The organism is Streptomyces sp. CMB-StM0423, assembly GCF_002847285.1.
Classification (GTDB): domain Bacteria; phylum Actinomycetota; class Actinomycetes; order Streptomycetales; family Streptomycetaceae; genus Streptomyces.
The window spans coordinates 7,176,604-7,202,256 of sequence record NZ_CP025407.1 but is presented as its reverse complement, the minus strand read 5'-3'; the positions used below and the strand labels follow the sequence as shown (position 1 = coordinate 7,202,256).

At 73.8% G+C, this 25,653-nt stretch carries 22 protein-coding genes and 1 riboswitch; of the genes, 13 read left to right on the top strand and 9 right to left on the bottom strand.

Annotated elements, in window-relative coordinates; genetic code table 11:
- Window positions 1-39: 39 nt before the first annotated feature.
- Window positions 40-2,139: a PQQ-dependent sugar dehydrogenase gene (locus tag CXR04_RS31380; protein WP_101425584.1), complete on the top strand. Its 2,100-nt coding sequence runs from the start codon at window positions 40-42 to the stop codon at window positions 2,137-2,139.
- 91 nt (window positions 2,140-2,230) lie between these two features.
- Entirely contained in the window at window positions 2,231-3,193 is a 963-nt protein-coding gene (locus CXR04_RS31375; protein ID WP_101425583.1) for a sugar phosphate isomerase/epimerase family protein, read from the top strand.
- Between the two features lie 179 nt (window positions 3,194-3,372).
- Here the strand turns inward: CXR04_RS31375 and CXR04_RS31370 are convergent, their stop codons facing one another.
- Complete coding sequence (locus CXR04_RS31370) at window positions 3,373-3,798, bottom strand: hypothetical protein (RefSeq protein WP_101425582.1); 426 nt, start codon at window positions 3,796-3,798, stop codon at window positions 3,373-3,375.
- Window positions 3,795-4,247 carry an ATP-binding protein gene (locus CXR04_RS31365; protein WP_324843318.1) on the bottom strand — a complete coding sequence of 151 codons (453 nt, stop codon included), beginning with the start codon at window positions 4,245-4,247 and terminating at the stop codon, window positions 3,795-3,797. The genes CXR04_RS31370 and CXR04_RS31365 overlap by 4 nt, the downstream gene beginning before the upstream one ends.
- Window positions 4,248-4,482: 235 nt before the next feature.
- On the opposite strand from CXR04_RS31365, the gene CXR04_RS31360 reads away from it, so the two are divergent.
- The 4 genes from CXR04_RS31360 (at window position 4,483) to CXR04_RS31345 (ending at window position 7,753) form a co-directional block, all read left to right on the top strand.
- Window positions 4,483-5,343 carry a helix-turn-helix domain-containing protein gene (locus CXR04_RS31360; RefSeq protein ID WP_101425580.1) on the top strand — a complete coding sequence of 287 codons (861 nt, stop codon included), beginning with the start codon at window positions 4,483-4,485 and terminating at the stop codon, window positions 5,341-5,343.
- Window positions 5,344-5,592, top strand: a complete 249-nt coding sequence (locus CXR04_RS31355) for a DUF397 domain-containing protein (RefSeq protein WP_101425579.1) — start codon at window positions 5,344-5,346, stop codon at window positions 5,590-5,592.
- Window positions 5,593-5,923: 331 nt separating this feature from the next.
- A complete protein-coding gene (locus CXR04_RS31350) occupies window positions 5,924-6,568 on the top strand; it encodes an LLM class flavin-dependent oxidoreductase (protein WP_101425578.1) in 645 nt (214 codons plus the stop codon).
- A 103-nt stretch (window positions 6,569-6,671) separates the two neighbouring features.
- Window positions 6,672-6,846: riboswitch (cyclic di-AMP (ydaO/yuaA leader) on the top strand.
- Window positions 6,847-6,853: 7 nt separating this feature from the next.
- Window positions 6,854-7,753, top strand: a complete 900-nt coding sequence (locus CXR04_RS31345) for a LysM peptidoglycan-binding domain-containing protein (RefSeq protein ID WP_101425577.1) — start codon at window positions 6,854-6,856, stop codon at window positions 7,751-7,753.
- Window positions 7,754-7,836: 83 nt separating this feature from the next.
- Here the strand turns inward: CXR04_RS31345 and CXR04_RS31340 are convergent, their stop codons facing one another.
- Window positions 7,837-8,625: a FadR/GntR family transcriptional regulator gene (locus tag CXR04_RS31340; RefSeq protein WP_101425576.1), complete on the bottom strand. Its 789-nt coding sequence runs from the start codon at window positions 8,623-8,625 to the stop codon at window positions 7,837-7,839.
- A 66-nt stretch (window positions 8,626-8,691) separates the two neighbouring features.
- Window positions 8,692-9,483, bottom strand: coding sequence for an SDR family NAD(P)-dependent oxidoreductase (locus tag CXR04_RS31335; RefSeq protein WP_101425575.1), 792 nt, complete (start codon window positions 9,481-9,483; stop codon window positions 8,692-8,694).
- A 102-nt stretch (window positions 9,484-9,585) separates the two neighbouring features.
- On the opposite strand from CXR04_RS31335, the gene CXR04_RS31330 reads away from it, so the two are divergent.
- From CXR04_RS31330 to dgoD, 5 genes are read left to right on the top strand one after another with little or no spacing between them, the layout of a single operon-like run.
- Window positions 9,586-11,580 (top strand): beta-galactosidase, encoded by a 1,995-nt coding sequence (locus CXR04_RS31330; protein ID WP_101425574.1) that lies wholly within the window; start codon window positions 9,586-9,588, stop codon window positions 11,578-11,580.
- Window positions 11,581-11,604: 24 nt separating this feature from the next.
- On the top strand, window positions 11,605-12,927 hold the full coding sequence (locus CXR04_RS31325) for an ABC transporter substrate-binding protein (protein WP_101425573.1): 1,323 nt from the start codon (window positions 11,605-11,607) through the stop codon (window positions 12,925-12,927).
- On the top strand, window positions 12,924-13,874 hold the full coding sequence (locus CXR04_RS31320) for a carbohydrate ABC transporter permease (protein ID WP_101425572.1): 951 nt from the start codon (window positions 12,924-12,926) through the stop codon (window positions 13,872-13,874). The genes CXR04_RS31325 and CXR04_RS31320 overlap by 4 nt, the downstream gene beginning before the upstream one ends.
- Entirely contained in the window at window positions 13,871-14,794 is a 924-nt protein-coding gene (locus CXR04_RS31315) for a carbohydrate ABC transporter permease (RefSeq protein WP_101425571.1), read from the top strand. The genes CXR04_RS31320 and CXR04_RS31315 overlap by 4 nt, the downstream gene beginning before the upstream one ends.
- Window positions 14,795-14,798: 4 nt before the next feature.
- Window positions 14,799-15,947, top strand: a complete 1,149-nt coding sequence (gene dgoD / locus CXR04_RS31310; protein WP_101425570.1) for a galactonate dehydratase — start codon at window positions 14,799-14,801, stop codon at window positions 15,945-15,947.
- A 56-nt stretch (window positions 15,948-16,003) separates the two neighbouring features.
- Here dgoD and CXR04_RS31305 read toward each other — a convergent pair whose 3' ends face one another.
- Window positions 16,004-17,302, bottom strand: coding sequence for an MFS transporter (locus CXR04_RS31305; protein WP_101425569.1), 1,299 nt, complete (start codon window positions 17,300-17,302; stop codon window positions 16,004-16,006).
- Window positions 17,303-17,448: 146 nt separating this feature from the next.
- Here CXR04_RS31305 and CXR04_RS31300 point away from each other — a divergent pair, with 146 nt between their 5' ends.
- Window positions 17,449-18,633 carry an acyltransferase family protein gene (locus CXR04_RS31300; protein ID WP_101425568.1) on the top strand — a complete coding sequence of 395 codons (1,185 nt, stop codon included), beginning with the start codon at window positions 17,449-17,451 and terminating at the stop codon, window positions 18,631-18,633.
- A complete protein-coding gene (locus CXR04_RS31295; protein ID WP_101425567.1) occupies window positions 18,611-20,923 on the top strand; it encodes an ATP-binding protein in 2,313 nt (770 codons plus the stop codon). Before CXR04_RS31300 ends, CXR04_RS31295 begins: the two co-directional genes overlap by 23 nt.
- A 94-nt stretch (window positions 20,924-21,017) precedes the next feature.
- Here the strand turns inward: CXR04_RS31295 and CXR04_RS31290 are convergent, their stop codons facing one another.
- From CXR04_RS31290 to fmt, 4 genes are all read right to left on the bottom strand, one after another.
- Window positions 21,018-22,007, bottom strand: coding sequence for a sugar-binding transcriptional regulator (locus CXR04_RS31290; RefSeq protein ID WP_199850685.1), 990 nt, complete (start codon window positions 22,005-22,007; stop codon window positions 21,018-21,020).
- Between the two features lie 166 nt (window positions 22,008-22,173).
- The gene (gene rpe, locus CXR04_RS31285; protein WP_101425565.1) at window positions 22,174-22,863 is read right to left on the bottom strand and encodes a ribulose-phosphate 3-epimerase; all 690 of its coding nucleotides are present in this window, start codon (window positions 22,861-22,863) and stop codon (window positions 22,174-22,176) included.
- Window positions 22,864-23,006: 143 nt separating this feature from the next.
- Window positions 23,007-24,425 (bottom strand): RsmB/NOP family class I SAM-dependent RNA methyltransferase, encoded by a 1,419-nt coding sequence (locus CXR04_RS31280; protein WP_101425564.1) that lies wholly within the window; start codon window positions 24,423-24,425, stop codon window positions 23,007-23,009.
- A 42-nt stretch (window positions 24,426-24,467) separates the two neighbouring features.
- Entirely contained in the window at window positions 24,468-25,421 is a 954-nt protein-coding gene (gene fmt / locus CXR04_RS31275) for a methionyl-tRNA formyltransferase (RefSeq protein ID WP_101425563.1), read from the bottom strand.
- Between the last annotated feature and the right edge of the window lie 232 nt (window positions 25,422-25,653).

The window sequence follows — 25,653 nt, the reverse complement described above, 5'->3', positions numbered from 1 at the left end:
GTGTCCAGCCGCCTTGTCGTCCAGCCCCTGGGAGGGGAAATGCTACGCAGACTGGCCCTTTTGGCCGCCGGCGCGGTCAGCGCCGCGCTACTGGTCGCGCCCGGCGCGACCGCGGTGGCGCCGCAGGCCGCCGAGCCGCCGCCACCGGATACCGCCTTCGAGAAGATCACGCTCAACGACCGCCCCGGCGAGCCGCTCGACCTCGCCGTCCTGCCGGACAAGCGGGTCCTGCACGTCACCCGCGCCGGCAAGGTCTGGATCAACGACCCGGACGGCGGCACGAACAAGCTCGCCGCCGAGTTGGACGTGTACCAGCACGACGAGGAGGGGCTGCAGAACGTCGCGATCGACCCCGACTTCAGTCATAACAAGTGGGTCTACCTCTACTACTCGCCGCCGCTGGACACCCCGGTCGACGACCCGGTGACCCCGGCCAACGAGGGCGACGCGCCGTTCGAGGGCACCCAGGAGGACTGGGACCGCTACCAGGGCCACCTGCAGTTGTCCCGGTACAAGCTCAAGGGCGACACCCTCGACCTCGGCACCGAGCAGAAGATCCTCCAGGTCCCGGTGGACCGCGGCATCTGCTGTCACGTCGGCGGCGACATCGCCTTCGACTCCGAGAACAACCTGTATCTGACCACCGGTGACGACACCAACCCGTTCCAGTCCGACGGCTTCACACCGATCGACGAACGGGGCAACCGCAACCCGGCGTTCGACGCCCAGCGGACCTCCGGGAACACCAACGACCTGCGCGGCAAGGTGCTGCGCATCAAGGTCCGCGGCAACGGCTCGTACGCGATACCCCAGGGCAACCTCTTCAGGCCGGGCACCGAGAAGACCCGTCCCGAGATCTACGCCATGGGCCTGCGCAACCCGTACCGGATGGAGATCGACCCGCAGACCGACGACGTCTACGTGGCCGACTACTCCCCCGACGCCCGCGAGAACAGCTCCACCCGCGGCCCCGCCGGACAGGGCAAGTGGCTGGTGCTCGACGAGCCCGCCAACTACGGCTGGCCCTACTGCGCCACCGCGAAGCTGCCGTACAACGACTACGACTTCGCCACCGGCGCCTCCGGCGCGCCCTTCGACTGCGCCGCGCCGGTGAACGCCTCGCCGCACAACACCGGCCGCACCGAGCTGCCCCCGGTGGAGCAGCCCGAGGTCTGGTACTCGTACGGCGTGTCCGCCGAGTTCCCGGGCCTGGGCACCGGCGGCATCGCCCCGATGGCCGGCCCGGCGTACGAGTACAAGCGGGTCACCGAGGTGGTGAACCCCGGCGTGGCCTGGCCGCGCTACTACGACGGAACCCCGCTGTTCGGGGAGTGGACCCGCGACTACATCAAGGAGTTCAGGCTCGACGGCTCCGGCGCCGTCGAGGCGATCAACCCGGTCGCCCAGGGGGTCGGGAAGCCGCCCGTCGACAACCCCATGGACATGGAGTTCGGCCCGGACGGCGCCCTCTACGTCCTGGAGTACGGCGACGGCTACTTCTCCGAGAACCCGGACGCCCAGCTCTCCCGCATCGACTACATCGGCCGCACCGGCAACCACGCGCCGAAGCCCGCGCTGACCGCCTCGCCGGTCAAGGGCCTCGCGCCGCTGACCGTCGGGTTCTCCGCGGAAGGCACCACCGACCCCGACGGCGACCGGGTGCGCTACGCCTGGGACTTCGACGGTGACGGCAGGACCGACTCCACCGACGTCAGCCCCTCGCACACGTACGCCGAGGACGGCACCTACAAGGCGGCCCTCCAGATCACCGACAGCAAGGGCCGGGCCGCGTACAAGGACGTCGACATCACCGTGGGCAACCAGGCCCCGGTCGTGACCCTCGTCAAGCCCGCCGACCAGCAGGAGTTCCACTTCGGCGACGCGGTGCAGTTCGAGGTCACGGTCTCCGACGAGGCCGCGGTCGACTGCAGCAAGGTCAACGTGCACTACATCGTGGGCCATGACGCGCACGGCCACCCGCAGAGCACCACCGCGGGCTGCAGCGGCACGATCCAGACCGAGCCCGTCGCGGGTCACGACCCGTCCGAGGGCAACGTCACCGGCGTGTTCGTCGCCGAGTACACCGACCCGGGCGGCCTCACCGGCAGCGACCGGGCGGTCATGAAGATCGTCGGCTGACCTTCCGGTACGGCGCGGGGTGGCGTGCGCGCGTACGCCACCCCGCGGTTCCCACCCCGTCCACACCCGAACTTCGCAGGAGAGATCCGACATGAGCAAACCCAGCCTGCACCGCCGTGGATTCCTCAGGGCCGCCGCCGGCACCGCCGCCGTGGCCGCGGGCGCCGGGGCCTTCGCGGCCCCCGCCGCCGCCCGCAGCAACGGCCGCGGCGGCCTGATCCCCCAGGGCCGTATCGGCCTGCAGCTCTACAGCGTCCGCGACCAGATCCAGCAGCGCGGCTTCACGCCCGTGCTGACCGAGCTGGCCGCGATCGGCTACAAGCACATCGAGTTCGCCGGCTACACCTCGCCGGCCGAGCCGGACATGACCGTCCCCAAGCTCCGCAAGCTGCTCGACGACAACGGGCTGCGCGCCGGTGGCGCCCACCTCGGGCTCGACGCGCTGCTCAACGCGAGCACCCGCGAGCGGGAGTTCGAGAACGCCGCCGCGCTGGGCATGGACTACGTCGGCACCGCCAGTGACTTCCCCGGCCGTACGGCGGCGGAGATCCAGGCCGGCGCCGACCGCTTCAACGAGTCCGGCGAGGTGGCCCGCGGCTACGGCCTCAAGGTCTACCAGCACAACCACACCAACGAGTTCGGCCCGGTCACCGACCGGCCGGGCAAGCGGCGCCACGACCTCTTCCTGAGCGGCACCGACCCGCGGTACGTCTTCCTGGAGCTGGACATCCTCTGGGCGTTCGGCGCCTCGGTCCGGTTCCGCGACCAGCTCGGCGAGTTCGACCCGCTGGACTACGTCAACGCCGCCCCGCAGCGCTACATCGCCTTCCACGTCAAGGACGGCGTGCGGGACCCGGCGCAGACGAACCAGTACCGCGACGTCGTCTTCGGCCAGGGCGAGCTGGACTTCCGCCGCTTCTTCAGCGGGCTGCGGGCGCCGGGGCTGCCGCTGTACTTCTGGGAGCAGGACCGCGGTCCGCAGGAGCCGCAGGGCTCCATCTGGGCGGCCGAGACCAGCTACGACGCGATGGTGGCGCTGTGCAGCCGGGACTGATGAACCCCGGCACTCCGCGGTAGGCACCGCACGCACGAAGGACAACGATCCGCGGGACCCGCGCCGCCGCCCCCGGCGGCGCGGCCCGCGGTTCGTCATTCCCGCGGCGGGCCGGCCGCGGGCTCCTCCCCCGCAACCGAAACAAGGAGGTGCCTGCCGGCCGGTCCGCCACGGGTGCTTCAGGCGGCGTCGCTGCGGTCCGCGGCCGCCCGGGCGACGTCGCAGGACCAGGCGGGCTCGACGCCGGTACGCCGGCAGATCCGTAGGAACAGCGGGATCGGCGGCGTGTACGGGACCCCGTCGGCCGGCCGGTGCACCAGCCGGGGTACGGCCGCCGGCCCGCCGGTGCCGGCGGCCGCCCCCGAGATATCGGCGCCGGGAGCGTAGTGCACGCTCCGCGGCCACTGCAGACCGGCACCGGAGCCGGCCGGCACGATCCACCACCACCGGCTGCCGTCGGCGAAGACGCAGCCCACGCGGGGAAGCCGGGCCATCACGTCGTAGCCGATCCGCTGCGGTACGCCCACCGCGTCGCAGCCGAGGGCCGCGGCGCCAGCGCCCGGTACGGCCAGCCGGAGCCGGCCGCCGGGCTCGGTGCGCATCATCCGGCCGCCCGCTCGCCGGCCGCCGGGCCGGCCCCGGTACGGGTACCGGAAGCGCGCGGCGCGGCGGCCCCCCCGGCCGCCGACACCTCGCGCTGCAGCTCCGCCCAGACCACCAGGCCCGGGCCGGGCCGCGCGTCGTATGCCCCCCAGCTACTGCTGACCGCGGTGACGAGCAGGAGCCCCCGACCCTGCTCGTCCGCGGACGACCGCTGCACCCGCAGGCTTCCCGGCTCGACACCCTGGTCGGTGACGGCCAGCCGCAGGCGGTCGGCGCTGCAGCGCAGTTCGCACCCTATGCGCCGACTCCCCGTATGCAGCAGTGCGTTGGTCACCAGTTCCGAGAGGACGAGGGTGGCGCTGTCGCCCACCTCGCCCTCCACCCCCCAGCGGCGCATCTGCTCGCGGGCCAGCCGGCGGGCGACCGTAACGGCGTCCGCCTGACCTGGCACCTCGAAACCGCACCGCACCGCATCGACCCCCGAACGGAATCCCGGCAAGCCGGGATCCTGTGTCACGACCCCCGTCTGATGCGGCTGTGTGGACTGGCTCACATCCCAAACTATGGCCCCGCCGCGGCCACTTGGCAACCCCCACTGTGAATTTTTCAGAGTTGCCGTTGCACTGTGTTCGCCACGCCCGGGGCGTGGCACACTGCTTGAGGCAGTTCCGACAGGGAGGTATGGCGTGAGCGAACCGCGGTCTGCGCCGACCGTGGGGCAGGTCGTGCTCGGCAAGCGGCTCCAGGAGCTGCGCGAGCAGGCCGGGCTCAAGCGTGAGGAAGCTGCGAAGACCCTGCGCGTCGCCCCCGCCACCGTGCGCCGGATGGAGACGGCCGAGGTCGCGCTGAAGGTTCCGTACGTGCAACTGCTGTTGCAGGCGTACGGCATCGACCAGGAGGAGATCGACGCCTTCGTCGCGCTGACCGAGGAGGCCAACGAGCCCGGCTGGTGGCAGCGCTTCCACGACATCCTGCCCGACTGGTTCAGCATGTACGTGAGCCTGGAGGGCGCCGCGTCGCTCATCAGGTCGTACGAGCCGCACTTCGTGCCCGGTCTGATGCAGACCGAGGACTACGCGCGGCACGTGCTGAAGGTCGGCTCCCTCGGCCGGGTCGCGCCCGCGGAGATCGAGCGGCACGTCGCGCTCCGCATGGAGCGCCAGGACCTGCTCACCCGCGAGGAAGCGCCCCGGTTCTGGGCCATCATGGACGAAACGGTCCTGCGCCGCCCGGTGGGCGACGGCGCGGTGATGCGCACGCAGATCGACCGGCTCCTCGACATCGCGTCGCTGCCCAACGTCACGCTCCAGATGGCGGAGTTCCGCACCGGCCACCATCCGGGCACGTACAGCCCCTTCGTTCTCTTCCGGTTCGCCATGCCCGAGCTGCCGGACATGATCTACACCGAGTACCTCACCGGCGCCGTCTACCTCGACGGCCGGCACGAGGTGGCCACACACCTCGCCGCCCTGGACCACATGGCGGCCCAGGCGGCGACGGCAAAACGCACGAAGGAAATCCTCCGGGACTTCCGCAAGGAGCTGTGAATGGAACGCATTTACAACGGCATGCCGGCGGCGGACCTCGGCACCGAGGGCTGGCACAAGCCGTGGAGCGGCGGCAACGGCGGCAACTGCGTCGAGGCCATGAAGCTGCGGGACGGCCGGATAGCGGTACGGCACTCGGCGCACCCCGACGGTCCCGCCCTCATCTACACCCCCGGCGAGATGGACGCGTTCATCGAGGGTGCCAAGGCCGGCGAAGCCGACTTCCTGCTGTCACGGAGCCCGGTGTGACCGCGCCCGGCGCGGCACCCCCGCACCGGCTGCCGCGCCGCCCGGTCCACTCGCCGTCCGAGCCGGACGGCGAGCCCATCCCGGCGAACGGGGGTGTGGCCCAACCGCACTGACGTGGGCCACCGGCCGGGAGCACAGAGAGGGAGGGGACACCCCGGGGGGGTCCCCTCCCTCGGCGTTTGCCGGGGTACGGGCGCGCAACGCCGCCCGGGGGCACGGCAGATGAAATTCCAGAAATCATGAACCGCGGGTGTCCGCACCGCTGCCTTCCGCGACGTATCGGCGTACGGTATGCCCCCGATGGCCTCGTCAGCCCCGGGGAGGCCCCGCGATGAGCGCATCTCCACCCCCCTCCGCAGGCGCGGTCCCGCCGGCGGTCCGTGTCGGGGTGCTGCTCCCCCGGCTGCCGGAGGAGCCCGCGGACTGGCTGGCGGAGTGCGCGGCGTACGACTCCGCGGGCGCCGACGCGCTGTGGCTGGACGGCGGTCCCGACCCGGCGCACGACGTGCTGGCGCTCGCCGCCGCCCTGGCCGCCGCCACCGGCCGGGCGAGGCTGGTGGTCGCGCTGCCCGACAGCGTCCCGCAGGCCGCGCTGCTGGCCCGGGCGCTGGCCACCGTGGTGCTGCTGAGCGGCGGCCGGCTCGCGCTCGCCGCCGACTCCCGGCGGTGCGCCGAACTCGGCGCCGTGGCACCGACGGTGCCCGCCTTCCGCCGGCTCGCGCCCGCCGGCCCCGGCTACGAGGAGCCGGGCGCCGGGCGCTGGACTCCGGCGGCGGCGCCCGCAGGTCCCGACGCCTGGCGGACCGCGCTCGCCGGCGCCGCGGAGCGCGGGGTGCACGGTCTCGTCGTACCCGCCGGGCAGCCTCTGTTGGAGACGCTGCGCCTCAGCGTGAGTGCCGAACGTCACACACGCCCCAACCGCCCCACGCGTGCACGCGTCACCACGGAGCGTCAGACCACGCGTCGATACCCGTGATCCGCTTGTGATCTGCCGTTCGATCTCCTAGTGTCCGAGTCGTTCGCACACGCGAGCACCGCGCTCCGGTACGCCGAGTCCTGCCCGTCGGAGCCCGGAACCGTCGTCCCCACAGCCGTTCGGGCAGGAGCGGGGGAACCACTTCTCCGTCGGCAGGAGCACGGTGGCAGGACCGCACCGCACTCCCCGACTCGGGGTGAAGCCGCACAGCACGACGCGGCCGGGCAACTCCAGCCCGAACCCGACAGCTCACCTCGCAGGCGTCGGAGAAAGAGCGAGCCAACCATGGCCGGAACCGGCACCCGGCGCGCGCCCAAGTCGCGCTCCACCCGCCGCTATGCCGCCGCCGCGGGGGTGGGCATAGCCCTGCCCGTCGCCGGCGGAATCGCGGCGACCGCCGCGCACGCCTATACGGTCGAGAAGGGCGACACCCTCTCGGAGATCGCCGAGGACAACGGATTCGGGCCCGACTGGCAGCGGCTGTACGAGGCCAACAAGGAAGCCGTCGGTGACAACCCCCACCTGATCCTGCCGGGCCAGGAGCTCGACCTGGGGGACAAGAAGGCCGAGAGCAAGCCCGCCGAGGCCGACCAGACCGCCGCCAAGACCGAACAGAAGCAGCAGCGTTACGTCGAGCACACCGTCGGCGCCGGCGAGACGCTGGCCAAGATCGCCGCGAAGTACGACGTGCCCGGCGGCTGGCAGCGGGTGTACGTCGACAACGAGAAGGCGATCGGCGAGAACCCGGCCGCGCTGAAGGTCGGCACCGAGCTGCGCGTCGACACCCAGGGCGGCAAGGTCGACAAGTCGATCGACCCGAACGGCTCGTCGGCGTCCAAGAGCTCCGGCGGCTCCGGCGGCGCCACCGAGGCGTCGCAGGCGAGCGTGCCGACCACCGAGTCGGGCATCCAGGCGGCGGCCCGGGAGATCGTGCCCGCCGACCAGTTCACCTGCTTCAGCAGCATCGTGGAGCGCGAGAGCGGCTGGGACCACACCGCGACGAACCCCAGCTCCGGCGCGTACGGCCTGATGCAGGCGCTGCCGGGCGAGAAGATGGCCACGGCCGGAGCGGACTGGCGCACCAACCCGGTCACGCAGATCAAGTGGGGCCTGGACTACATGAACGACCGCTACGGCAGCCCGTGCGGCGCCTGGGAGTTCTGGCAGGCGAACAACTGGTACTGATTCCGGGGGCCCCGGCCCGCGGGAGTCTCCTTCGCCCCGTCGCGCGGATCCGTCCGCGCGGCGGGGCGCGTTCGTCGTACGGGCTACGCCCCGGCCGCCTGCTCCGCCGCGAGCCCGCCGGCGGTCTTGGCGTCGGGCCCGCCCGCGGACAACTCGGCCAGGTCCCGGGCCGCCTGGGCGAGGAGCCGGTGCATCGCCGCCTCCGCGGCGTCCGGGTCCTGCGCACGTATCGCCGTTAGCACGGCGCGGTGGCCGGGCACGGGGTCCTGCGGGTGGTGTCCTGGGCCGTGCACCAGACGGTCGCGGGCGGCCAGCCCGCTGGCGAGGACCTGATCCATGCGCTCCAGCAGCTCGTTGTGCGAGGCGGCCAGCAGGGCGCGGTGGAACGCGAGGTCCGCGGCGACGGCCTCGGCCGCGCCGCCCCGCGCCCCGGCCATCGCCGTGAGCGCCGCCTCCAGTGCCACCAGGTCCGCGTCCGTGCGCCGCACCGCGGCCAGCCGGACCGCCGCGGGCTCGACGATGCCGCGCACCTCGTCCAGGTCGCGCAGCAGCGGGGAGGCGGCCCGCGCGGCGGCGCCCTCGCCCTGCTGCCGGCCCGCGGTCTCGAAGCGCCAGCGCAGCACGTCGGCGTCGAGGAGGTGCCAGTCGGCGCGCGGCCGGACGAACGTGCCGCGCTTCTGCCGGGCGTCGACCATGCCCTTGGCCGCCAGCACCTTCAGCGACTCGCGCAGCGCGGTGAGGCTGACCCCCAACTCGGCCTGGAGTGCGGCGAGGTCGAGGGTGGCGCCCTCGGCGATCTCACCGCCGAGTACCCGGTGCGCGAGGGTCTCCACCGTCTGCCCGTGCACCCCGCGGCGCGCGTAACCCGTCATGGCCGCTCGCTCCTCCCTCACGTCCCCGCTCGCCGTGCTCCCGCCGCCCCCGCGGCGCCCCCGCGCTCAGGCCGATGACTTTACGACGCTCCAGCCGCCGTCCACGACCAGGCTCGCACCGGTGACGTAGGACGCCTCGGGCGAGGCGAGGAAGGCGACGGCGGCGGCCACCTCCTCCGGCGCGCCCAGCCGCCCCGCGGCGGTCTGCGCGGCGCTGGCCCTGCGGTCCTCCTCGGGGACCCGGTCCCAGAGCCGGGTGAGCACCGGTCCCGGCAGCACGCTGTTCACCCGCACCGACGGGCCGTACTCGACGGCCAGTTGGCCGGCCAGCGACAGCAGCCCGCCCTTGGCGGCGGCGTACGCGGGGTGTCCCGGGATGCCGTGCCTGGCGTGCACGGACGAGACCAGCACCGCGGCGCCGGGGGCGCCCTGCTGCGCGCGCAGCCCGGTCAGGCAGGCGCGGAAGCCGAGGAACGCGGCCGTCAGGCCGACGTCGACCTGGCGCCGCCAGGAGGCGGGCGACGTCTCGTGCGCGGGGGCGACGTCGACGGCGACGGCGTTGGAGACGAGGACGCCGACGGGCCCGAAGTCCCCGGCCGCGGCCAGGATCCGGGCCCAGCCGTCCTCCCCGGCCACGTCCGCGACGACGGCCGCCGCCGTGCCGCCCGCGGCGCCGATCTCCGCAGCCGTGGCCTCCGCCCGGTCGCCGTCGACGTCGGCGACGACGACCGCGGCGCCCTCGGCGGCGAGCCGCCGGGCGGTGGCCGCGCCGATGCCGGCGGCGGCCCCGGTGACGACGGCGGTGCGGCCGCCGAAGCGTGCGGTGTGCGGGACTTGCGTGGCTCCGGCTGCTGTCACGAGGTCACGCTCCGGGTGTTGACGTATCCGCCGCGGCACTTCTACGTTTCCCCGCAAGGTTAATTCGTAATTTAAGAATTGAGCAAGAGGGGCGGAGGCAGCGTGGCGCGCATCCACTTCGGTGGCGACTACAACCCCGAGCACTGGCCCGAGGAGGTCAGGGCGGAGGACATCCGGCTGATGCAGGAGGCCGGGGTCTCCATGGTCACGGCCGGGATCTTCTCCTGGGCGCTGGTCGAACCGCGGCCCGGCGCGTACGACTTCGACTGGTTCGGCCGGGTGCTGGACGACCTGCACGGCGCGGGCATCCGCGTCTGCCTGGCGACGATGACCGCCTCCCCGCCGCCGTGGCTGACCGAGCGGCACCCCGAGGTGCTGCCGCAGGATGCCGACGGCGTCCGCAGGTGGCCCGGCTCACGCCAGCACTTCTGCCCCTCCAGCCCGGTCTACCGCGAGCACGCCGTGCGCCTGGTCACCGAGCTGGCCACCCGCTACGGCACCCACCCCGCCCTGGAGAGCTGGCACATCGGCAACGAGTACGGCTGCTCCAACCCCCGCTGCTACTGCGACGTCTCCGCCGCCGACTTCCGCCGCTGGCTACGCGAGCGGTACGGCACCGCCGAGGCGCTGAACACCGCCTGGGCCACCACCTTCTGGTCCCAGCGCTACGGCACCTTCGAGGAGGTACTCCCGCCGCGCACCACCCCCACCCACCCCAACCCCGCCCAGGTGCTGGACTACGCCCGCTTCTGCGACGACGCGCTGCTGCAGTGCTACCTCGCCGAGAAGGAGGCGCTGCGCCGGATCACCCCCGACGTGCCCGTCACCACCAACCACATGCCGCTGCACAAGCCCGTCGACCCGTACGCCTGGGCGGCGCACGAGGACGTCCAGGCGCTGGACTTCTACCAGGACCCGTACGACCCCGAGACGCACGTCCGCGCGGCCCTCGCCTTCGACGTGACCCGCTCCGCGGGCGGCGGGCGCCCCTGGATGCTGATGGAGCAGGCGCCCAGCGCCGTCAACTGGCGGGCCCGCAACAGCCCCAAGCCGCCCGGCTCGATGCGGCTGTGGAGCTGGCAGGCCGTCGCGCAGGGTGCGGACGCGGTGCTGTACTTCCAGTGGCGGGCGACCCCCGGCGGCGCCGAGAAGTTCCACTCGGCGATGGTGCCGCACGCCGGCACCGACACCCGGATCTTCCGCGAGGTGCGCGCGCTGGGCCGGGAGCTGGCCGCCGTCCCGCAGCTCGCGGGCGGGCGCTCGCGCCCGGAGGTGGCACTGCTCGCGGACTGGCACAGTTGGTGGGCGCTGGAGCAGGGCTCGCACCCGTCCGCTGACCTGGACTTCGCCGAGACGCTGGGCCGCCACTACCGGCCGTTCTTCGACGCGGGCGTGGAGTGCGACGTCGTGCCGCCGGACCGCGACCTGTCCGCGTACCGGCTGGTGGTGGTGCCCAACCTGTACCTGATGAGCGCGGAGACGGGCGCCCGGCTGACGGAGTTCGTACGCGCCGGGGGCCACCTGCTCGTCTCGTACTTCACCGGCATCTCCGACGACTGCGACCGCGTGTACCTCGGCGGCTATCCGGCGCCGCTGCGCGAGGTGCTGGGGCTGCGCGTCGAGGAGTTCTGGCCGCTGGCCGAGGGGCAGCACCTGCCGCTGACCGGGACGCTGACCGGCAGCGGCGACCTGTGGTCCGAGGCGATCGACCTCGAAGGCGCGGAGGCCGTCGCGGCGTTCGGCGCGGGCGAGCTGGCCGGGCGGCCGGCGCTCACCAGGCACGCGTACGGGGACGGAGTCGCCTGGTACGCGGGCACCCGGCTGCCGGCGGCGGAGATGCGCAGCCTGGTGGACCGGGTACGCGCCGGGGCGGGGGTGGAACCGGTGCTGCCGGGGCTGCCGGCGGGGATCCAGGCCACCGTGCGCGAGGGCGCGGAGGGACGCTTCCTCTTCCTGCTCAACCACGGTGCCGGCACCGCGACCGTCACCCTGCCCGCGCCGATGCCCGCGGTCGCCGGCGACGGCGCCGACCCCGCGGCAGGCCCGGTCGCCTCCGTCGACCTGCCCGCCCGCGGAGTCGTCGTCCTGCAGACCTGAGGAGTGCACTGACAAGGAGGTCGGATGCCCACCCGAAGGAAGATCCTGGCGTGGGGCGCGGCGGCGGCCGCCGCGCCCGCACTGGCCGGCTGCGGCGAGCAGGTCGGCGCGGCCCGTACGACCACGGCGGCCGGGCGCAGGCCGGGGCAGAAGGTCACGCTGACCTTCTGGACCTGGGTGCCCCTGCAGAAGGCCGTGGCGCTCTGGAACGAGCAGCACCCGGACGTCCGGGTCGACGTGCAGACGGTGCCGGCCAACACCTCCGGCGGCTACCAGAAGATGCACTCCTCCCTCACCGCGGGCGATCCGCCCGACCTGGCGCAGGTGGAGTACTACGCGCTGCCCGAGTTCATGCTCGTGAACGGCCTCACGGACCTGAGCGAGTACGGCGCCGACGAGCTGAAGGGCGCCTACGTCGACTGGCAGTGGCAGCAGGGGGTGTTCGCCGGGAAGACCTACGCGATCCCGCAGGCGTCGGGACCGATGGGGCTGTTCTACCGCCGGGACCTCTTCGACAAGTGGGACATCGAGGTCCCGGCCACGTGGGACGAGTACCGGGCCGCCGCGGTGAAGATCAAGAAGCGCGGCTCCCTCATCTCCGCCTTCCCGCCCGCCAACGCCCAGTGGTTCGCCGCCTTCCCCTGGCAGCGCGGCGCCCACTGGGTGACCACCGAGGGCGACACCTGGGTGGTCGACCTCGCGGGCCCGGAGTCGCTCCAGGTCGCCGACTTCTGGGACGGGATGCTCTCCGACGGGCTCGTGGCGCCCGTCCAGGACGCGCAGTCCGCGTTCTACAAGGGGCTGCAGACGGGAGACCTCGCGACCTGGCCGGGCGCGCAGTGGTACGACGCCCTGATCCGCGGCAACGCGCCGCGTACCGAGGGCCGGTGGCGCGTCGCGGAACTGCCGCAGTGGGAACGCGGCGGGCACGCCTCCGCCAACTGGGGCGGCTCGGCCACGGCGATCCTCCAGGGCAGCCGGCACCCGGTGGAAGCGCTGGAGTTCGCACACTGGCTCAACACCGACCCGGCGGCGATCGACCTGCTGATCGCCGCCGGCTACGGCTGGCCGGCGGCGAAGATCGAGCTGGCGGACTCCGCGCTCGGCAAGCCCGACCCGTTCTTCGGCGGCCAGCGCTACAACGAGGTCTTCCAGCTCGCCGACGGCAACGTCGACACCTCCTGGCGCTTCGCGCCGACGACGACGCAGTCGTACGCGCACGTCCAGGACGCCTTCGGCCGCGTCCTGGCCGGCCACGGCTCGCTCGCGGACGCGCTCAAGGACGCCGAGGGCATGTTCGTGGACGACCTGAAGGCCAAGGGGCTCAAGGCGAGGAGCGCACGATGAGCACCTCCGTGCAACCCGGCCGGGCGCGGTCCGGCAAGGCCGCTCGCGGCCGGCGCCGCGGCCGCCCCGACCGCAAGGCGTGGGCGTTCCTCGGCCCGTTCCTCGCGCTGTACCTGTTCGCGATGGTGGTGCCGGTCCTCTACGCCGTCTACCAGAGCATGCTGAAGGTCGAGCGCAGCGGCCCCATGGGCCTGGGCGAGCCGTCCGTCGGCTTCGCCGGCTTCGAGAACTACTCCCTGGCCCTGCACCAGGAGACGTTCGTCGAGGGCTTCGGCCGGGTGCTGCTCTTCGGCATCGTGCAGGTGCCGGTGATGCTGGTGCTCGCGCTGGTGCTCGCGCTGCTGCTGGACCAGGTCTCCCACCGCTGGGCGGGACTGCTGCGGGCCACGTACTTCCTGCCGTACGGCATCCCCGGCGTGATCGCCACCATCCTGTGGGGCTTCCTGTACGTGCCCGGGGTCAGCCCGGTCACCTCCGTGCTCGGCGACCTCGGCTTCCAGCCGGACTTCCTCGGCTACGACAACGTGCTGTGGTCGGTCGCCAACATCGTGGTCTGGCAGTTCGCCGGCTACAACATGCTGATCATCATCGCCCAGCTCAAGGCCGTACCGCAGGAGCTGTACGAGGCGGCAAGGATCGACGGCGCCGGGCCGTGGCAGACAGCGCTGCGCATCAAGCTCCCCCTGGTACGCCCGGCCCTCGTGCTGACCACCGTGTTCTCCATCATCGGCACGATGCAGCTCTTCGCGGAACCGCTGGTGCTGAAGAAGGTCGCCCCGGCCGTCACCACCGACTACACCCCCAACCTCAGCGCGTACTTCGACGCCTTCGCGAACGCCAACCTGTATCTGGCGGCGGCCAAGTCGGTCATCCTCGCCGTCGTCGCCATGGTGCTGTCGTTCGGATTCCTCAGCCTCGTCACCCGCAAGCAAAGGAGCGAGCGGTGAGCGCCACCGGCACCAGGACCACCACGACCGGCACCGCGGTGGCCGGGTCTCCGCCCGCCGCACCCGCACCGCGCCCACGCCGGGCACCGCGCCCCGGCCGCATCCTCCTGGTCGCCGTGCTCACAGCGGCGGCGCTGTACTTCCTGCTGCCGGTCTACTGGCTGCTGGTCGCGGCCACCAAGTCGAACGACAGCCTCTACGGCTCCTTCGGCCTGTGGTTCGACGACCCGCGGCTGTGGGACAACCTCAGCCGGGTCTTCAGCTACGACGGGCACGTCTACCTGCGCTGGACGCTGAACTCCCTGCTGTACGCGGGCGTCGGCGCGGTGCTGGCGACGCTGCTGTCCGCCGCGGCCGGCTTCGCCCTCGCCAAGTACCGCTTCGCGGGCCGGGAGGCGGTGTTCACGTTCGTCCTCGCCGGTGTACTGCTGCCCTCGACGGCCCTGGCGCTGCCGCTGTACCTGATGTTCAGCAAGCTGGAGCTGACCAACACCTACTGGGGCGTCCTGATCCCCAGCGTCGTCAGCCCGTTCGGCGTCTACCTGTGCCGCATCTACGCGGAGGCGGCGGTGCCCGACACGCTGCTGGAGGCGGCGCGGGTGGACGGCGCGGGCGAAGGGCGGATCTTCTTCTCACTGGTGCTGCGGATCATGACCCCGGCGCTGGTGACCGTCTTCCTCTTCCAGTTCGTGCACATCTGGAACAACTACTTCCTGCCGTTGGTGATGCTCTCCGACGACCGGAAGTACCCGATCACGCTCGGGCTGGTCACCTGGCAGCAGGCCGCGGACCGGGTGCCGGAACTCACGCAGTACACCATCGGCGGAGCCTTCGTGTCCGTCGTCCCCCTGGCCGTCGCGATGCTCGTCCTCCAGCGCTTCTGGCAGACCGGGCTGACCGAGGGCAGCGTCAAGGAGTAGCCAGTTGAAGATCACCCGGGTCGAGACCTTCGCCGTGCCGCCGCGCTGGCTCTTCTGCCGGATCGAAACCGACGACGGCCTCGTGGGCTGGGGCGAGCCGGTGGTGGAGGGCCGGGCGGCGACCGTCCGCACCGCCGTCCACGAACTCGCCGACCAGTTCCTCCTCGGCGCCGACCCGCTGCGGATCGAGGACCACTGGCAGCTCATGACCAAGGGCTCCTTCTACCGCGGCGGTCCGGTGCTCTCCTCCGCGGTCGCGGGTCTCGACCAGGCGCTGTGGGACCTCGCGGGCAAGGCGTTCGGCGCGCCCGTGCACCAGTTGCTCGGCGGCCCGGTGCGCGAGCGCGCCCGCGCGTACTGCTGGGTCGGCGGCGACGAGCCGGGCGAGGTGCGCGACCAGGTCGCCGCGCAGGTGGACGCGGGTTTCACGGCGGTGAAGATGAACGGCTCCGGGCGGATGGACCGGCTGCCGAACGTCGCGGAGCTGCGCCGGGTCGCCGCCCGCGCGGAGGCCGCGCGCGACGCGCTCGGCCCGGAGCGGGACTTCGCCGTCGACTTCCACGGCCGGTTCTCCGCGGCCGGCGCGATCAAGGCCATCGGGGTGCTGGAGCCGTACGCGCCGATGTTCGTGGAGGAGCCGGTGCTGCCCGAGCACACGCATCTGCTGGAGCGGGTGACCGGCTCGACGGCACTGCCGGTGGCGACGGGCGAGCGGCTGTTCTCGCGCGCCGAGATGCTGCCGGCCCTGCGGGCGGGTGTCGCGGTGCTGCAGCCGGACCTCTCGCACGCCGGGGGCATCTCGGAGTGCCGGCGGATCGCCTCGCTGGCCGAGACGTTCGACGTGGCGCTCGCGCCGCACTGCCCGCTGGGGCCGCTGGCGCTGGCCGCGAGCCTGCAACTCGCGTTCTGCACGCCGAACTTCCTCATCCAGGAGCAGTCGATCGGCATCCACTACAACACCGGCGCGGAACTGCTCGACTACGTCGCAGACCCGGAGGTCTTCCGCTTCCACGAGGGGCACCTGCTGCGGCCGGCCGGGCCCGGGCTGGGCGTGGAGATCGACGAGCGGGCGGTACGGGCCGCGGACGGGACGGCGGAGAGCTGGCACAACCCGGTGTGGCGGCACCCGGACGGGTCGTACGCGGAGTGGTGACGCGGAGCCGCACACGGCGTGGGTGACGCGGAGGGGTGACGCGCCGGGGCGGCGGCTCAGCGCCGGGTCGCCGCCACCGCGCCGGCCGTCACCAGCACCGCGACCGCGACGCCGAACGCCGTGGTGCCCGCCGTCAGCCCCACCGCGTCGCTGAGGTACCCGGCGGCGACCGGCAGCACGCCGGCCATCAGGTAACCGCCGCCGGTGAGCGCCGCGTTGGCCTCGGCGAGCCGGGTGGCCGGTATCCGGGCGCTGAGCGTGCTGAGCCCGCCGAGCTGCGCGCTGCCCTGGCCGAGCCCGGCCAGCACCGCGGCGGCCAGCAGCAGCGGCACCGAGGTGACGGCGGTCGCGAGCACCAGCGCCGCCATGCCGGCGGTGGTCAGTACGGCGCCCAGGGTGAAGAGGACGCGTACCCGCAGGGTGCGCACCGCGAACTGCACGCCGGTCGCCGCCGCGAAGAGCAGGAAGATCATGCCGCCGGCGAGCGCGCGGTTGTCGCTGTCCAGCAAGTCGGCCAGCAGGGCCGGGCCGAGGGAGAGCACGAAGCCGGTGGCGGTCATGCCCGGGGCGAGGACGGCGAGGCTCAGCAGCAGGGTGCGGCGGTGCGGGCGGGGCACGGACGGGATGCGTACGAGCCGGCGTGCACGCCGGGGTGCCGGATCCGCCGCGCCTCCGGCCCCGGCTTCGTCCTCCGCTCCCCCGCCCGGCTGCTCCCCACGCCGCTCCCCGGGCCGGGACAGCGGCATCCGCAGCACCACTGCGAGCGCGACGAGCAGCAGGCCCGTCTGCACCACGAAGACCAGCCGGGTGGGGTGCGGCAGCGTCTCCGACAGCACCCCGGCGAGCATCGGCCCCAGCGCCGCCCCGCCGACCATCGACGCGGACGCGACCAGCCCGCCGAACTGCTTCTGCCCCGGCGGCGCCAGGTCCGCCACCGCCGCCATCCCCGCCGCCAGCACCGCGCCCACCGCGAACCCGCTGAGCAGCCGCGCCACGGCCAGCACGGGGACCGACTCCGCGGTGGCGAAGAGCGCCGCGGCGGTGAGTGACAGCGCCAGCCCCGGCAGCAGCACCGGCCTGCGGCCGTACCGGTCGGCGAGGGTGCCGGCGAACGTCAGGGTGACGAGCAGGCCGGCGATGTAGGCGGCGTAGATCAGCGTGATCGTGGCGGCGGAGAAGCCGAACCGGCCCTGCCACAGCACGTACAGCGGCGCGGGCTCGTTGGACAGGGCGAGCGCGGCGACGACGGGCCAGGCGGCGAGCCACATCCACCGCCGCGAGCCGCCCCGCGGGCCGCCGGAAACGGGTGCGGGGGTGCCGAGGGCGGGGTCCGTGCGGCGGGCGTCGGCCGTCATGCGCGCTCCTCGGCAGGGTCGGCCGACACTGTACGAGATCGTCCGCGCGCCCTGAAGTGCGGGTGGCGGCCGGGGAGTCCGCGAGCGCGCGGCACCGGGCCGCGCCAGTTTCCCTATTATTCCTATAGGCATGATAGGAAAGAGAAGTGAACGGCAACGACAGGGGCAGCCCCGGCACCCCCCGGGACCCGTACTTCGACAACGCCAGGTTCCTGGCGGTGGTGCTCGTCGCGTGCGGGCACGCCTGGGAGCCGCTGGTCGACGGCAGCCGGGCGGTCGCCGCCGCGTACGAGACCGTCTACGCCTTCCACATGCCCGCGTTCGTGCTCGTCTCCGGCTACTTCTCCCGCGGCCAGGACGGCTCACCCCGCCGCGCCCGCGGGCTGATCACCGGGCTCGTCGTGCCGTACCTGGTCTTCGAGACCGCGTACACCCTCTTCGGCCGCCTGGCCGGCGGCAACGAGAGCCCTCTCAGCCTGCTCGACCCCTGGGGCGTGACGTGGTTCCTGCTCGCGCTGTTCGTCTGGCGGCTGTCGGTACCGCTGTGGACCGCGCTGCGCCACCCGCTGCCCGTCGCGCTCGCGGTGGCCGCGATCGCCACCGCTGGGCCCACGATCGGCGACGACCTGGAGCTGCAACGGGTGCTGCAACTCCTGCCGTTCTTCGTCCTCGGCCTGACCTGCGCACCCGGGCGGCTGCGGCTGCTGCGGCGGCGCGAGGCACGGATCCTGGCCGCGCCGGTGCTCCTCGCCGCGCCCGTGGCCGCGTACCTCCTCGGCCCGCACACCGACCGGCGCTGGCTCTACCACAACGCCGCCGCCCAGGAGATCGGTTACTCCGGGACGACCGGGCTGCTCGCCGCGCCCGTGCTCTTCTGCTGCTCGCTGCTGCTGGTCGCGGCGTTCCTCGCCTGGGTGCCCGGGCGCCGGACGTGGTGGACCGTGCTGGGCGCCGGCACGCTCTACGGCTATCTGCTGCACGCCTTCGCCACCCAGGGGGCCCGCTACGGCGGCTGGTACGAGCCCGCGTGGCTCTCGGCACCCGCCGGGGCCGTGGCCGTGACCCTCGCCGCCACCGCCGGCATGGCGCTGCTGTGTACCCCGCCGGTGCGCCGGGCGCTGCGCTGGGCGGTCGAGCCACGGCTCGCCCCCCTCTTCCGACCGGCGGTCATCGTGCCCTCTCGCGCCCCCCGTTCGGTTGAATCCCCCGGAGTCGCTCCGACGCCCGCCTCCGCGCCCCTTACCGTCGTCGGTTGTACGGCCGTCGGGTGTACGTCGCCAGCCGGTCACCGACCTCCGGGGGACCACGATGAGGAACCGCAGCGCCGGTGAGCTGCCCGCCGAAGCCACCAGCTTCGTCGGCCGCCGGCAGGAGCTCGCGCTGCTCGATGCCTGTCTGCGGCAGGCCCGCCTGGTCACGCTCACAGGACCCGGCGGGGTCGGCAAGACCCGCACCGCCGTGCGCGGCGCGCACCGGCTGCGTTCCCGCTTCCCCGACGGCGTCACCCTCGTCCCGCTGTCCGCCCTCGCCGACCCGCGGCTGCTGCCCAACACCGTCGCCGCCGCGCTCGACCTGCCGGAGCAGACCGCGCTGCCGGCGCAGGACGCGCTCGCCGCGTACCTCAAGGACAAGACGGCGCTGCTCATCCTCGACACCTGCGAGCACCTGGTCGATGCCTGCGCCGTGCTCGCCGAGGAACTGCTCCGCGCCGCACCGCGGTTGCACGTCGTCGCCACCAGCAGGCAGCCCCTGGACGTGGCGGGCGAGCACATCCTGCCGATCCCGCCGCTGGCCGTCCCGGACACCGGACGGGCGGACGACGCGCTGCAGTTGTTCACCGACCGGGCCGCCGCCGCCGTGCCCGGCTTCACCGTCGACGACGACAACCGCGCCGACGTCCTCGCCCTCTGCCGCCGCCTCGACGGCATCCCGCTCGCCATCGAACTGGCCGTCAGCCGGCTGCGGGTCCTCTCCCCCGAGGAGATGCTGAACCGGCTCGACCACCGCTTCCAACTGCTCACCGGCGGCCGGCGCACCGCCGTGCCGCGGCACCAGACGCTGCGTACCACCATCGGCTGGAGCTACGAGCTGTCCACCGAGCCCGAGCGGCTGCTGTGGTCGCGGCTCGCGGTGTGCGCCGGGGAGTTCAGCCTGGACGTCGCCGAGGCGGTCGGCGCGGAGGGGGCGCTGCCCGTCGAGGGGGTGCTCGACGCACTGATCGGGCTGGTGGAGAAGTCGGTGGTGCTGCGGGTGGAGTCCGAGTACGGCACCCGCTACCGGATGCTCGACACCATCCGGGAGTTCGGCCTGGAACAGCTCGGCCCGGGCGCGGAGGCGGAGCGCACCCGGCGCCGGCACCGCGACCACTTCCTGCGCCGCGCCCGGTTCTTCGACGCCGAGTGGACCGGCGACCGGCAGGCGGTGCTGCTGCGGCAGATGGTACGCGACCAGGCGGACGTACGGGTCGCGCTGGAGTTCTGCGTCGCCGACCCGGACGACGCCTCCGCGGGCCTGCGGATGGCCACGATGCTGTGGGGCTACTGGCACTGCACCGGGCTGCTCACCGAGGGCCGCTACTGGCTGCGCCGCGCCCTCGACCGCTGCCCGGAGGACCGCGCGGAGCGGGTCAAGGCCCTCTGGCTGACCTGCTGGTTCATGGACATGCAGGGCGAGCGCGGCGACACCTTCGCGCTGCTGGACGAGGCCGAGGCCGTCGCGCTGCGCATCGACGACCGTACGGGCCTCGCCTGGACCCGCACCTTCCGCCACCACTCCCGCTACTTCCGCGGCCGGGCCGACGGCGTCGCCGAGGGCTTCGAGGCCGCCCGGCGGGAGCTGGCGGAGCAGGGCGACGAGACCGGGCTGCTGATGAGCGGCTTCATCGTCGGCTTCTTCCACGTCCTCAACGGCGGTACGGGCGAGGGCATCGCGCTCAGCGAGGACTCCCTCCGGCGCAACGCCGCCACCCCCGCCGAGCTGTGGTCGCGCGGCTGGGCGCTGTGGGTCAAGAGCATCGGCCTGTGGCTGAAGGGCGAGCATCTGGAGAGCATCGAGTGCGCCCGGCAGGGCATCCGCGCCAAGGCGGTGCTGCACGACCTGATGGGCGTCGCGCACTTCCTGGAGGGCTTCGCCTGGCGGGCGGCGGAGCTGCGGCACTTCGAGCGGGTGGCCGTGCTGCAGGGCGCGGCGGACGCGCTGTGGCGCCGGGCGGTCAAGGAAGCCAGGTTCGGCATCACCATCCTGCACGACCTGCACGGCAGCGCGGCGGACGCGGCCCGCGAGGCGCTGGGCAACGACGGCTACGACACCGCGTTCCGCGAGGGCGGCCGGCTGCCCACCAACGCCGCCGTGGCGCTGGCCCTCGCCGACGAGGCGGCACCGGCCGCACCGGCGGTCCCGGCGCAGCCGCCGGGCGCGGGCGACGGACTCACGCCGCGGCAACGGCAGGTGGCGGGGCTGGTGGCCAGGGGGCTGACGAACCGGGAGATCGCCGAGAAGCTGGTGATCTCCAAGCGCACGGTGGACGCGCACGTGGAGCACATCCTGGCGAAGTTCGGCTTCACCTCGCGCTCGCAGATCCCGGGCGTCCTCTCAGAACCGCTGCACGCGCCCGCCGACTGAGGCGCGCGGCCCGGTTCGTACGGGAGGGGTGCCCGGCGTACGGAACGGGCCGGCCGCTCCACGGCACGACCCCTACGGCACGGGATCCCCGGGACTACAGGTCGTCCGGGTCGGCGCGGTCCAGCGCGGGGCGCGGGCCCGGCGCCACCTCGTCCAGCAGGTAGTCCGCCGCCACGGTGTCCGTGACCAGGCTGGTGACCAGCCCCGAGCGCAGCACCGCCACGATCGCCTCGCGCTTGCGCGCGCCGCCCGCGATGGCGACCACCTCGGGGATCCGCCGCAGCCGGTCCGCCTCGACGGTGATGCACCGCTCCCCCAGGTCGCGGCCGATGCGCCGGCCCTCGGCGTCGAAGAGGTGCGCGGACATCTCGGCGGCGGCGCCCAGCGAGGCGTAGTGCGCGCGCTCCTCCTCGGAGAGCATGTCGTGCATGGCGGAGATGCCCTCCTCCCAGGAGCCGATGGAGACGGCGGCGACGGTCACCTTGTCGAAGTACTCGAAGGCGCGGGCCACTCCGGTCTGGCTGCGCAGCGCGGTGGCGGTGGCGGCGTCGGGCAGGAGCATCGGCGCGTAGATGGGGTGTGCCTCGCCGCCGGCGACCTCCGCGGCGCGGCGCACGGCCTCCACGGAGCCGCGCTCCGCGGTACCCGCGTCGTAGACGCCGGTGAGCTGGACGACGGTGCACGGGGGCAGCCGGTGCAGCGCCTGCGCCATGTTGATCGTGGACCTGCCCCAGGCCAGGCCCAGCACGTCACCCTCGGTGACCAGCTCGGCGAGCAGGTCGGCGGCGACGCTGCCGAGGTTCTCCGGGTCGCGGGTGTCGGGCACGGCGTCGGCCGGCGCCTCCACGACGACGGCGTGCCTGAGGCCGAAGCGGGCACGCAGGGCGTCGGAGCGCTCGGCGTCGAGTTCGGCGGGGACGCGGATCTCGATCCGTACGAGGTCGCGTTCGAGCGCGGTCTCCAGCACCCGGGCGACCTTGAAGCGGCTGACGCCGAACTCGTCGGCGATCTGGATCTTGGACTTGCCCTCCAGGTAGAAGCGGCGGGCCATCGCCGCCGCCTGTACCAGCTCCGCGGGTCCCATCCGCGCGGCCGTCCGGCCCGTCGACACGAGATCTCCTTTGCTCTCCCCAGCGGCGCTGCTCGGAAGCGCTGCTCCGTATTCAATACTTTCACGATCCGGGCCCGGAGGCGTCTGCTCCGCGTGGCCGCCGGCCGCGGCCGGGGCCTGTCCCGGCGGTACGGGGACGCTAGTGGCAGCCCGTCGCCCAGGGTGCACCCTCGCTGGCCGCCGCCGCCTGGGCGCGCAGCGCCCGCACGGCGGCCGCCGGGTCATCGGCCCCGTACACCGCGGAACCGGCGACGAACACGTCCGCGCCCGCCTCGGCGCAGCGCTCGATGGTCTCCGCCGAGACCCCGCCGTCGACCTGCAGCCACATCTCCAGGCCGTGCTTGGCGATCAGCTCCCGGGTGCGGCGCACCTTGGGCAGCATGATGTCCAGGAACGCCTGGCCGCCGAAGCCCGGCTCGACGGTCATGACCAGCAGCATGTCCAGCTCGGGCAGCAGGTCCTCGTACGGCTCGATCGGGGTGGCCGGCTTGAGGGCCATCGAGGCCCGCGCCCCCTTGGCGCGCAGCTCGCGCGCCAGGCGCACCGGCGCCGCGGCCGCCTCGGCGTGGAAGGTCACGGAGCCGGCGCCCGCGTCCACGAACGCGGGGGCCCAGCGGTCCGGCTCGTCGATCATCAGGTGGCAGTCCAGCGGGGTGTCGGTGGCCCGGCGCAGCGACTCGACGACCGGGACACCGAGCGTCAGGTTGGGCACGAAGTGGTTGTCCATGACGTCGACGTGAAGCCAGTCGGCGCCCGACACCGCGTCCGCTTCCTCGGCGAGGCGGGCGAAGTCGGCGGACAGGATGCTGGGGTTGATCTGTACTGCCATGCCCCCCAGCCTGCCATGCCCGCGCAGGGGCGGGGGCCGCGGTACCCGTGCTGCCACTCCCTGTTCACCGCGCGTGGGCCGGAATGTCGGGTTCGGTGCGGGTCCCTCCGCCACCGGGCCGGGAGCCGGCCGCGGACGGGGCCTCAGCCGGTGCGGCGCAGCAGCGCGAGGTACATCGCGTCGGTGCCGTGGCGGTGCGGCCAGAGCTGGATGTCGGGCCCTTCGCCGAGCTCCGGTACGCCGGGCAGCAGCGGGCGGGCGTCGATCAGCTCGGCGGCTGGGGCGCCGGCCGCCTTCAGCACGTCGTCCACGACGGCGCGGGTCTCGGCGGGGTGCGGGGAGCAGGTGACGTAGCCGACGACGCCTCCGGTGCGCACCGCCCGCAGCGCGTCCTCCAGCAGCGCCCGCTGGAGCGGCGCGAAGCCCTCCAGGTCCTCCGGGCGGCGGCGCCAGCGGGCCTCGGGGCGGCGGCGCAGGGCGCCCAGGCCCGTACAGGGGACGTCCACGAGGACGCGGTCGAAGCCGCCGGGGCGCCAGGCCGGGCGGGTGCCGTCGGCGACGACGACCTGGTACGGGCCCGGATTGCCGGCCAGCGCGCGGGCGACCAGCCGGGCCCGGTGCGGCTGCTTCTCGGCCGCCACCAGCGCGGCGCCGCGCTCGGCGGCCAGCGCCGCCAGCAGCGCCGCCTTGCCGCCGGGGCCCGCACAGCCGTCGAGCCAGCGGGTGTCGGGGCCCTCCAGCGGGGCGTTCGCGAGGGCCAGCGCGACGAGCTGGCTGCCCTCGTCCTGCACGCCGGCCCGGCCGTCGCGCACCTCGTCCAGGGCACCCGGGTCGCCGCCCTCGGCCAGCCGCACCGCGTACGGGGACCAGCGCCCCGGCAGCGTGTCCGGACCGCTCAGCTCCGCCGGGGTGGCCCGTCCGGGGCGGGCGACGAGGGTGACCTCGGGCCGGTCGTTGTCGGCGGCCAGCAGCTCCTCCATCCCGGCCCGGCCGCCGCCGAGCGCGTCCCAGAGCGCGGAGACGACCCAGCGGGGGTGGGAGTGGACGACCGCGAGGTGTTCCTCGGGGTCGTCGGCGTAGGGGGGCGCCACCTCGGCCAGCCAGGCGTCCAGGTCGCGGGCGGCGATCTTGCGCAGTACGGCGTTGACGAACCGCGCCCGCCCGTCGCCGAGCACGACGCGTGCCAGCTCCACCGTCGCCGAGACGGCGGCGTGCGGCGGGATGCGGGTGCCGAGGAGCTGGTGGGCGCCGAGGCTGAGGACGTCGAGCACCTCGGGGTCGACCTCGCGCAGCGGGCGGTCGACGCAGGCGGCGATGATCCGGTCGTACGTGCCCTGGCGGCGCAGCGTGCCGTAGACCAGCTCGGTCGCCAGCGCCGCATCCCTGGCGTCGAAGCCGTCGCGCTGCCGAGCCTGCCTGAGCATGGGCGGCAGCACGAGGTTGGCGTAGGCGTCGCGCTCGTCGACCGCGCGGAGCGCGTCGTAGGCGAGGATCCGTACGGGATCCTTCTGCGGCCTGCGGTAGGGCTTGGCGGGCCGGCGACGGCGCGGCTGGTCGCTCACGTGAAATGTGCTCCGGGGCTGGCAGTTGCGTACACCGGAAGCCTACGCCCCGGCCGGCTCCGGCCCGTCGCCGAGGCGTTCGCCGGAGGCGATGCGCACCCCGCGCGCCCAGTCCGCCGCCGCCATCGGGCGCTTGCCCTGGGCCTGCACCCACTGCAGCTCCACGGCGTACGAGCCGGTGCCGACGTGCACCGCGGACTTCTCCACGGCCAGCTCACCGGGCGCCAGGTCCGTGCGGTCGGGGCGCGGGGTGACCGAGCGGACCTTCAGCCGCTCGCCGCGGAACGTCGTCCAGGCCCCGGGCGCGGGGGCGCAGCCGCGGACCACGCGGTCGACGCGCAGCGCGGGGGCGGCGAAGTCCAGCCGCGCGTCCGCCACCTGGATCTTCGGCGCCGACGTCACGCCCTCGGCGGGCTGCGGCACGGCCTTGAGGCTGCCGTCCTCGATCCCGTCCATGGTGGCGGCGAGCAGCCCCGATCCTGCCATGGCCAGCCGGGTCAGCAGGTCGCCGCTGGTGTCGGTGGGCCGCACCTCCTCGGTGACGACCCCGAACACCGGCCCGGAGTCGAGCCCTTCCTCGATCCGGAAGGTGGTCGCGCCGGTCACCTCGTCGCCGGCGAGGATCGCGTGCTGTACGGGCGCGGCGCCGCGCCAGGCGGGCAGCAGCGAGAAGTGCAGGTTGACCCAGCCGTGCACGGGGATGTCCAGCGCGGGCTTGGGCAGCAGGGCGCCGTACGCGACGACGGGGCAGCAGTCGGGGCCGATGGCGCGCAGCCGGTCCAGGAACTCCGGCTCCCTGGGCCGCCCGGGCTTCAGCACCTCGATGCCGGCCTCCTCGGCGCGCTGCGCGACGGGGCTCGCCACCAGCCGCCGGCCCCGCCCTGCGGGCGCGTCGGGCCGGGTGACGACGGCGACGACCTCGTGCCGGTCCGACGCGAGCAGGGCGTCGAGGGCGGGAACGGCGACTTCGGGCGTACCGGCGAAAACGAGCCTCATGGGCGGTGCGGGTCCTCTCGGCGGCGCTGGTGGCGCAGGCGTGGGCGTACGGGGCGGGCGGTCGCGGCGGCGACAGGAGCGGGCCAAGTCTAGGACCCGCGCAGGCGGGGCCGGGGGCGGGCGCGGGCAAAACGGCATGGTCCGGATACGCCAGGGGCGTGCGATCGGCCGCACGCTCCCGGGCACGGAGCGCGCGCCCCCGACCCGTGACCGCCGAGTAAGTGTCGCGTTG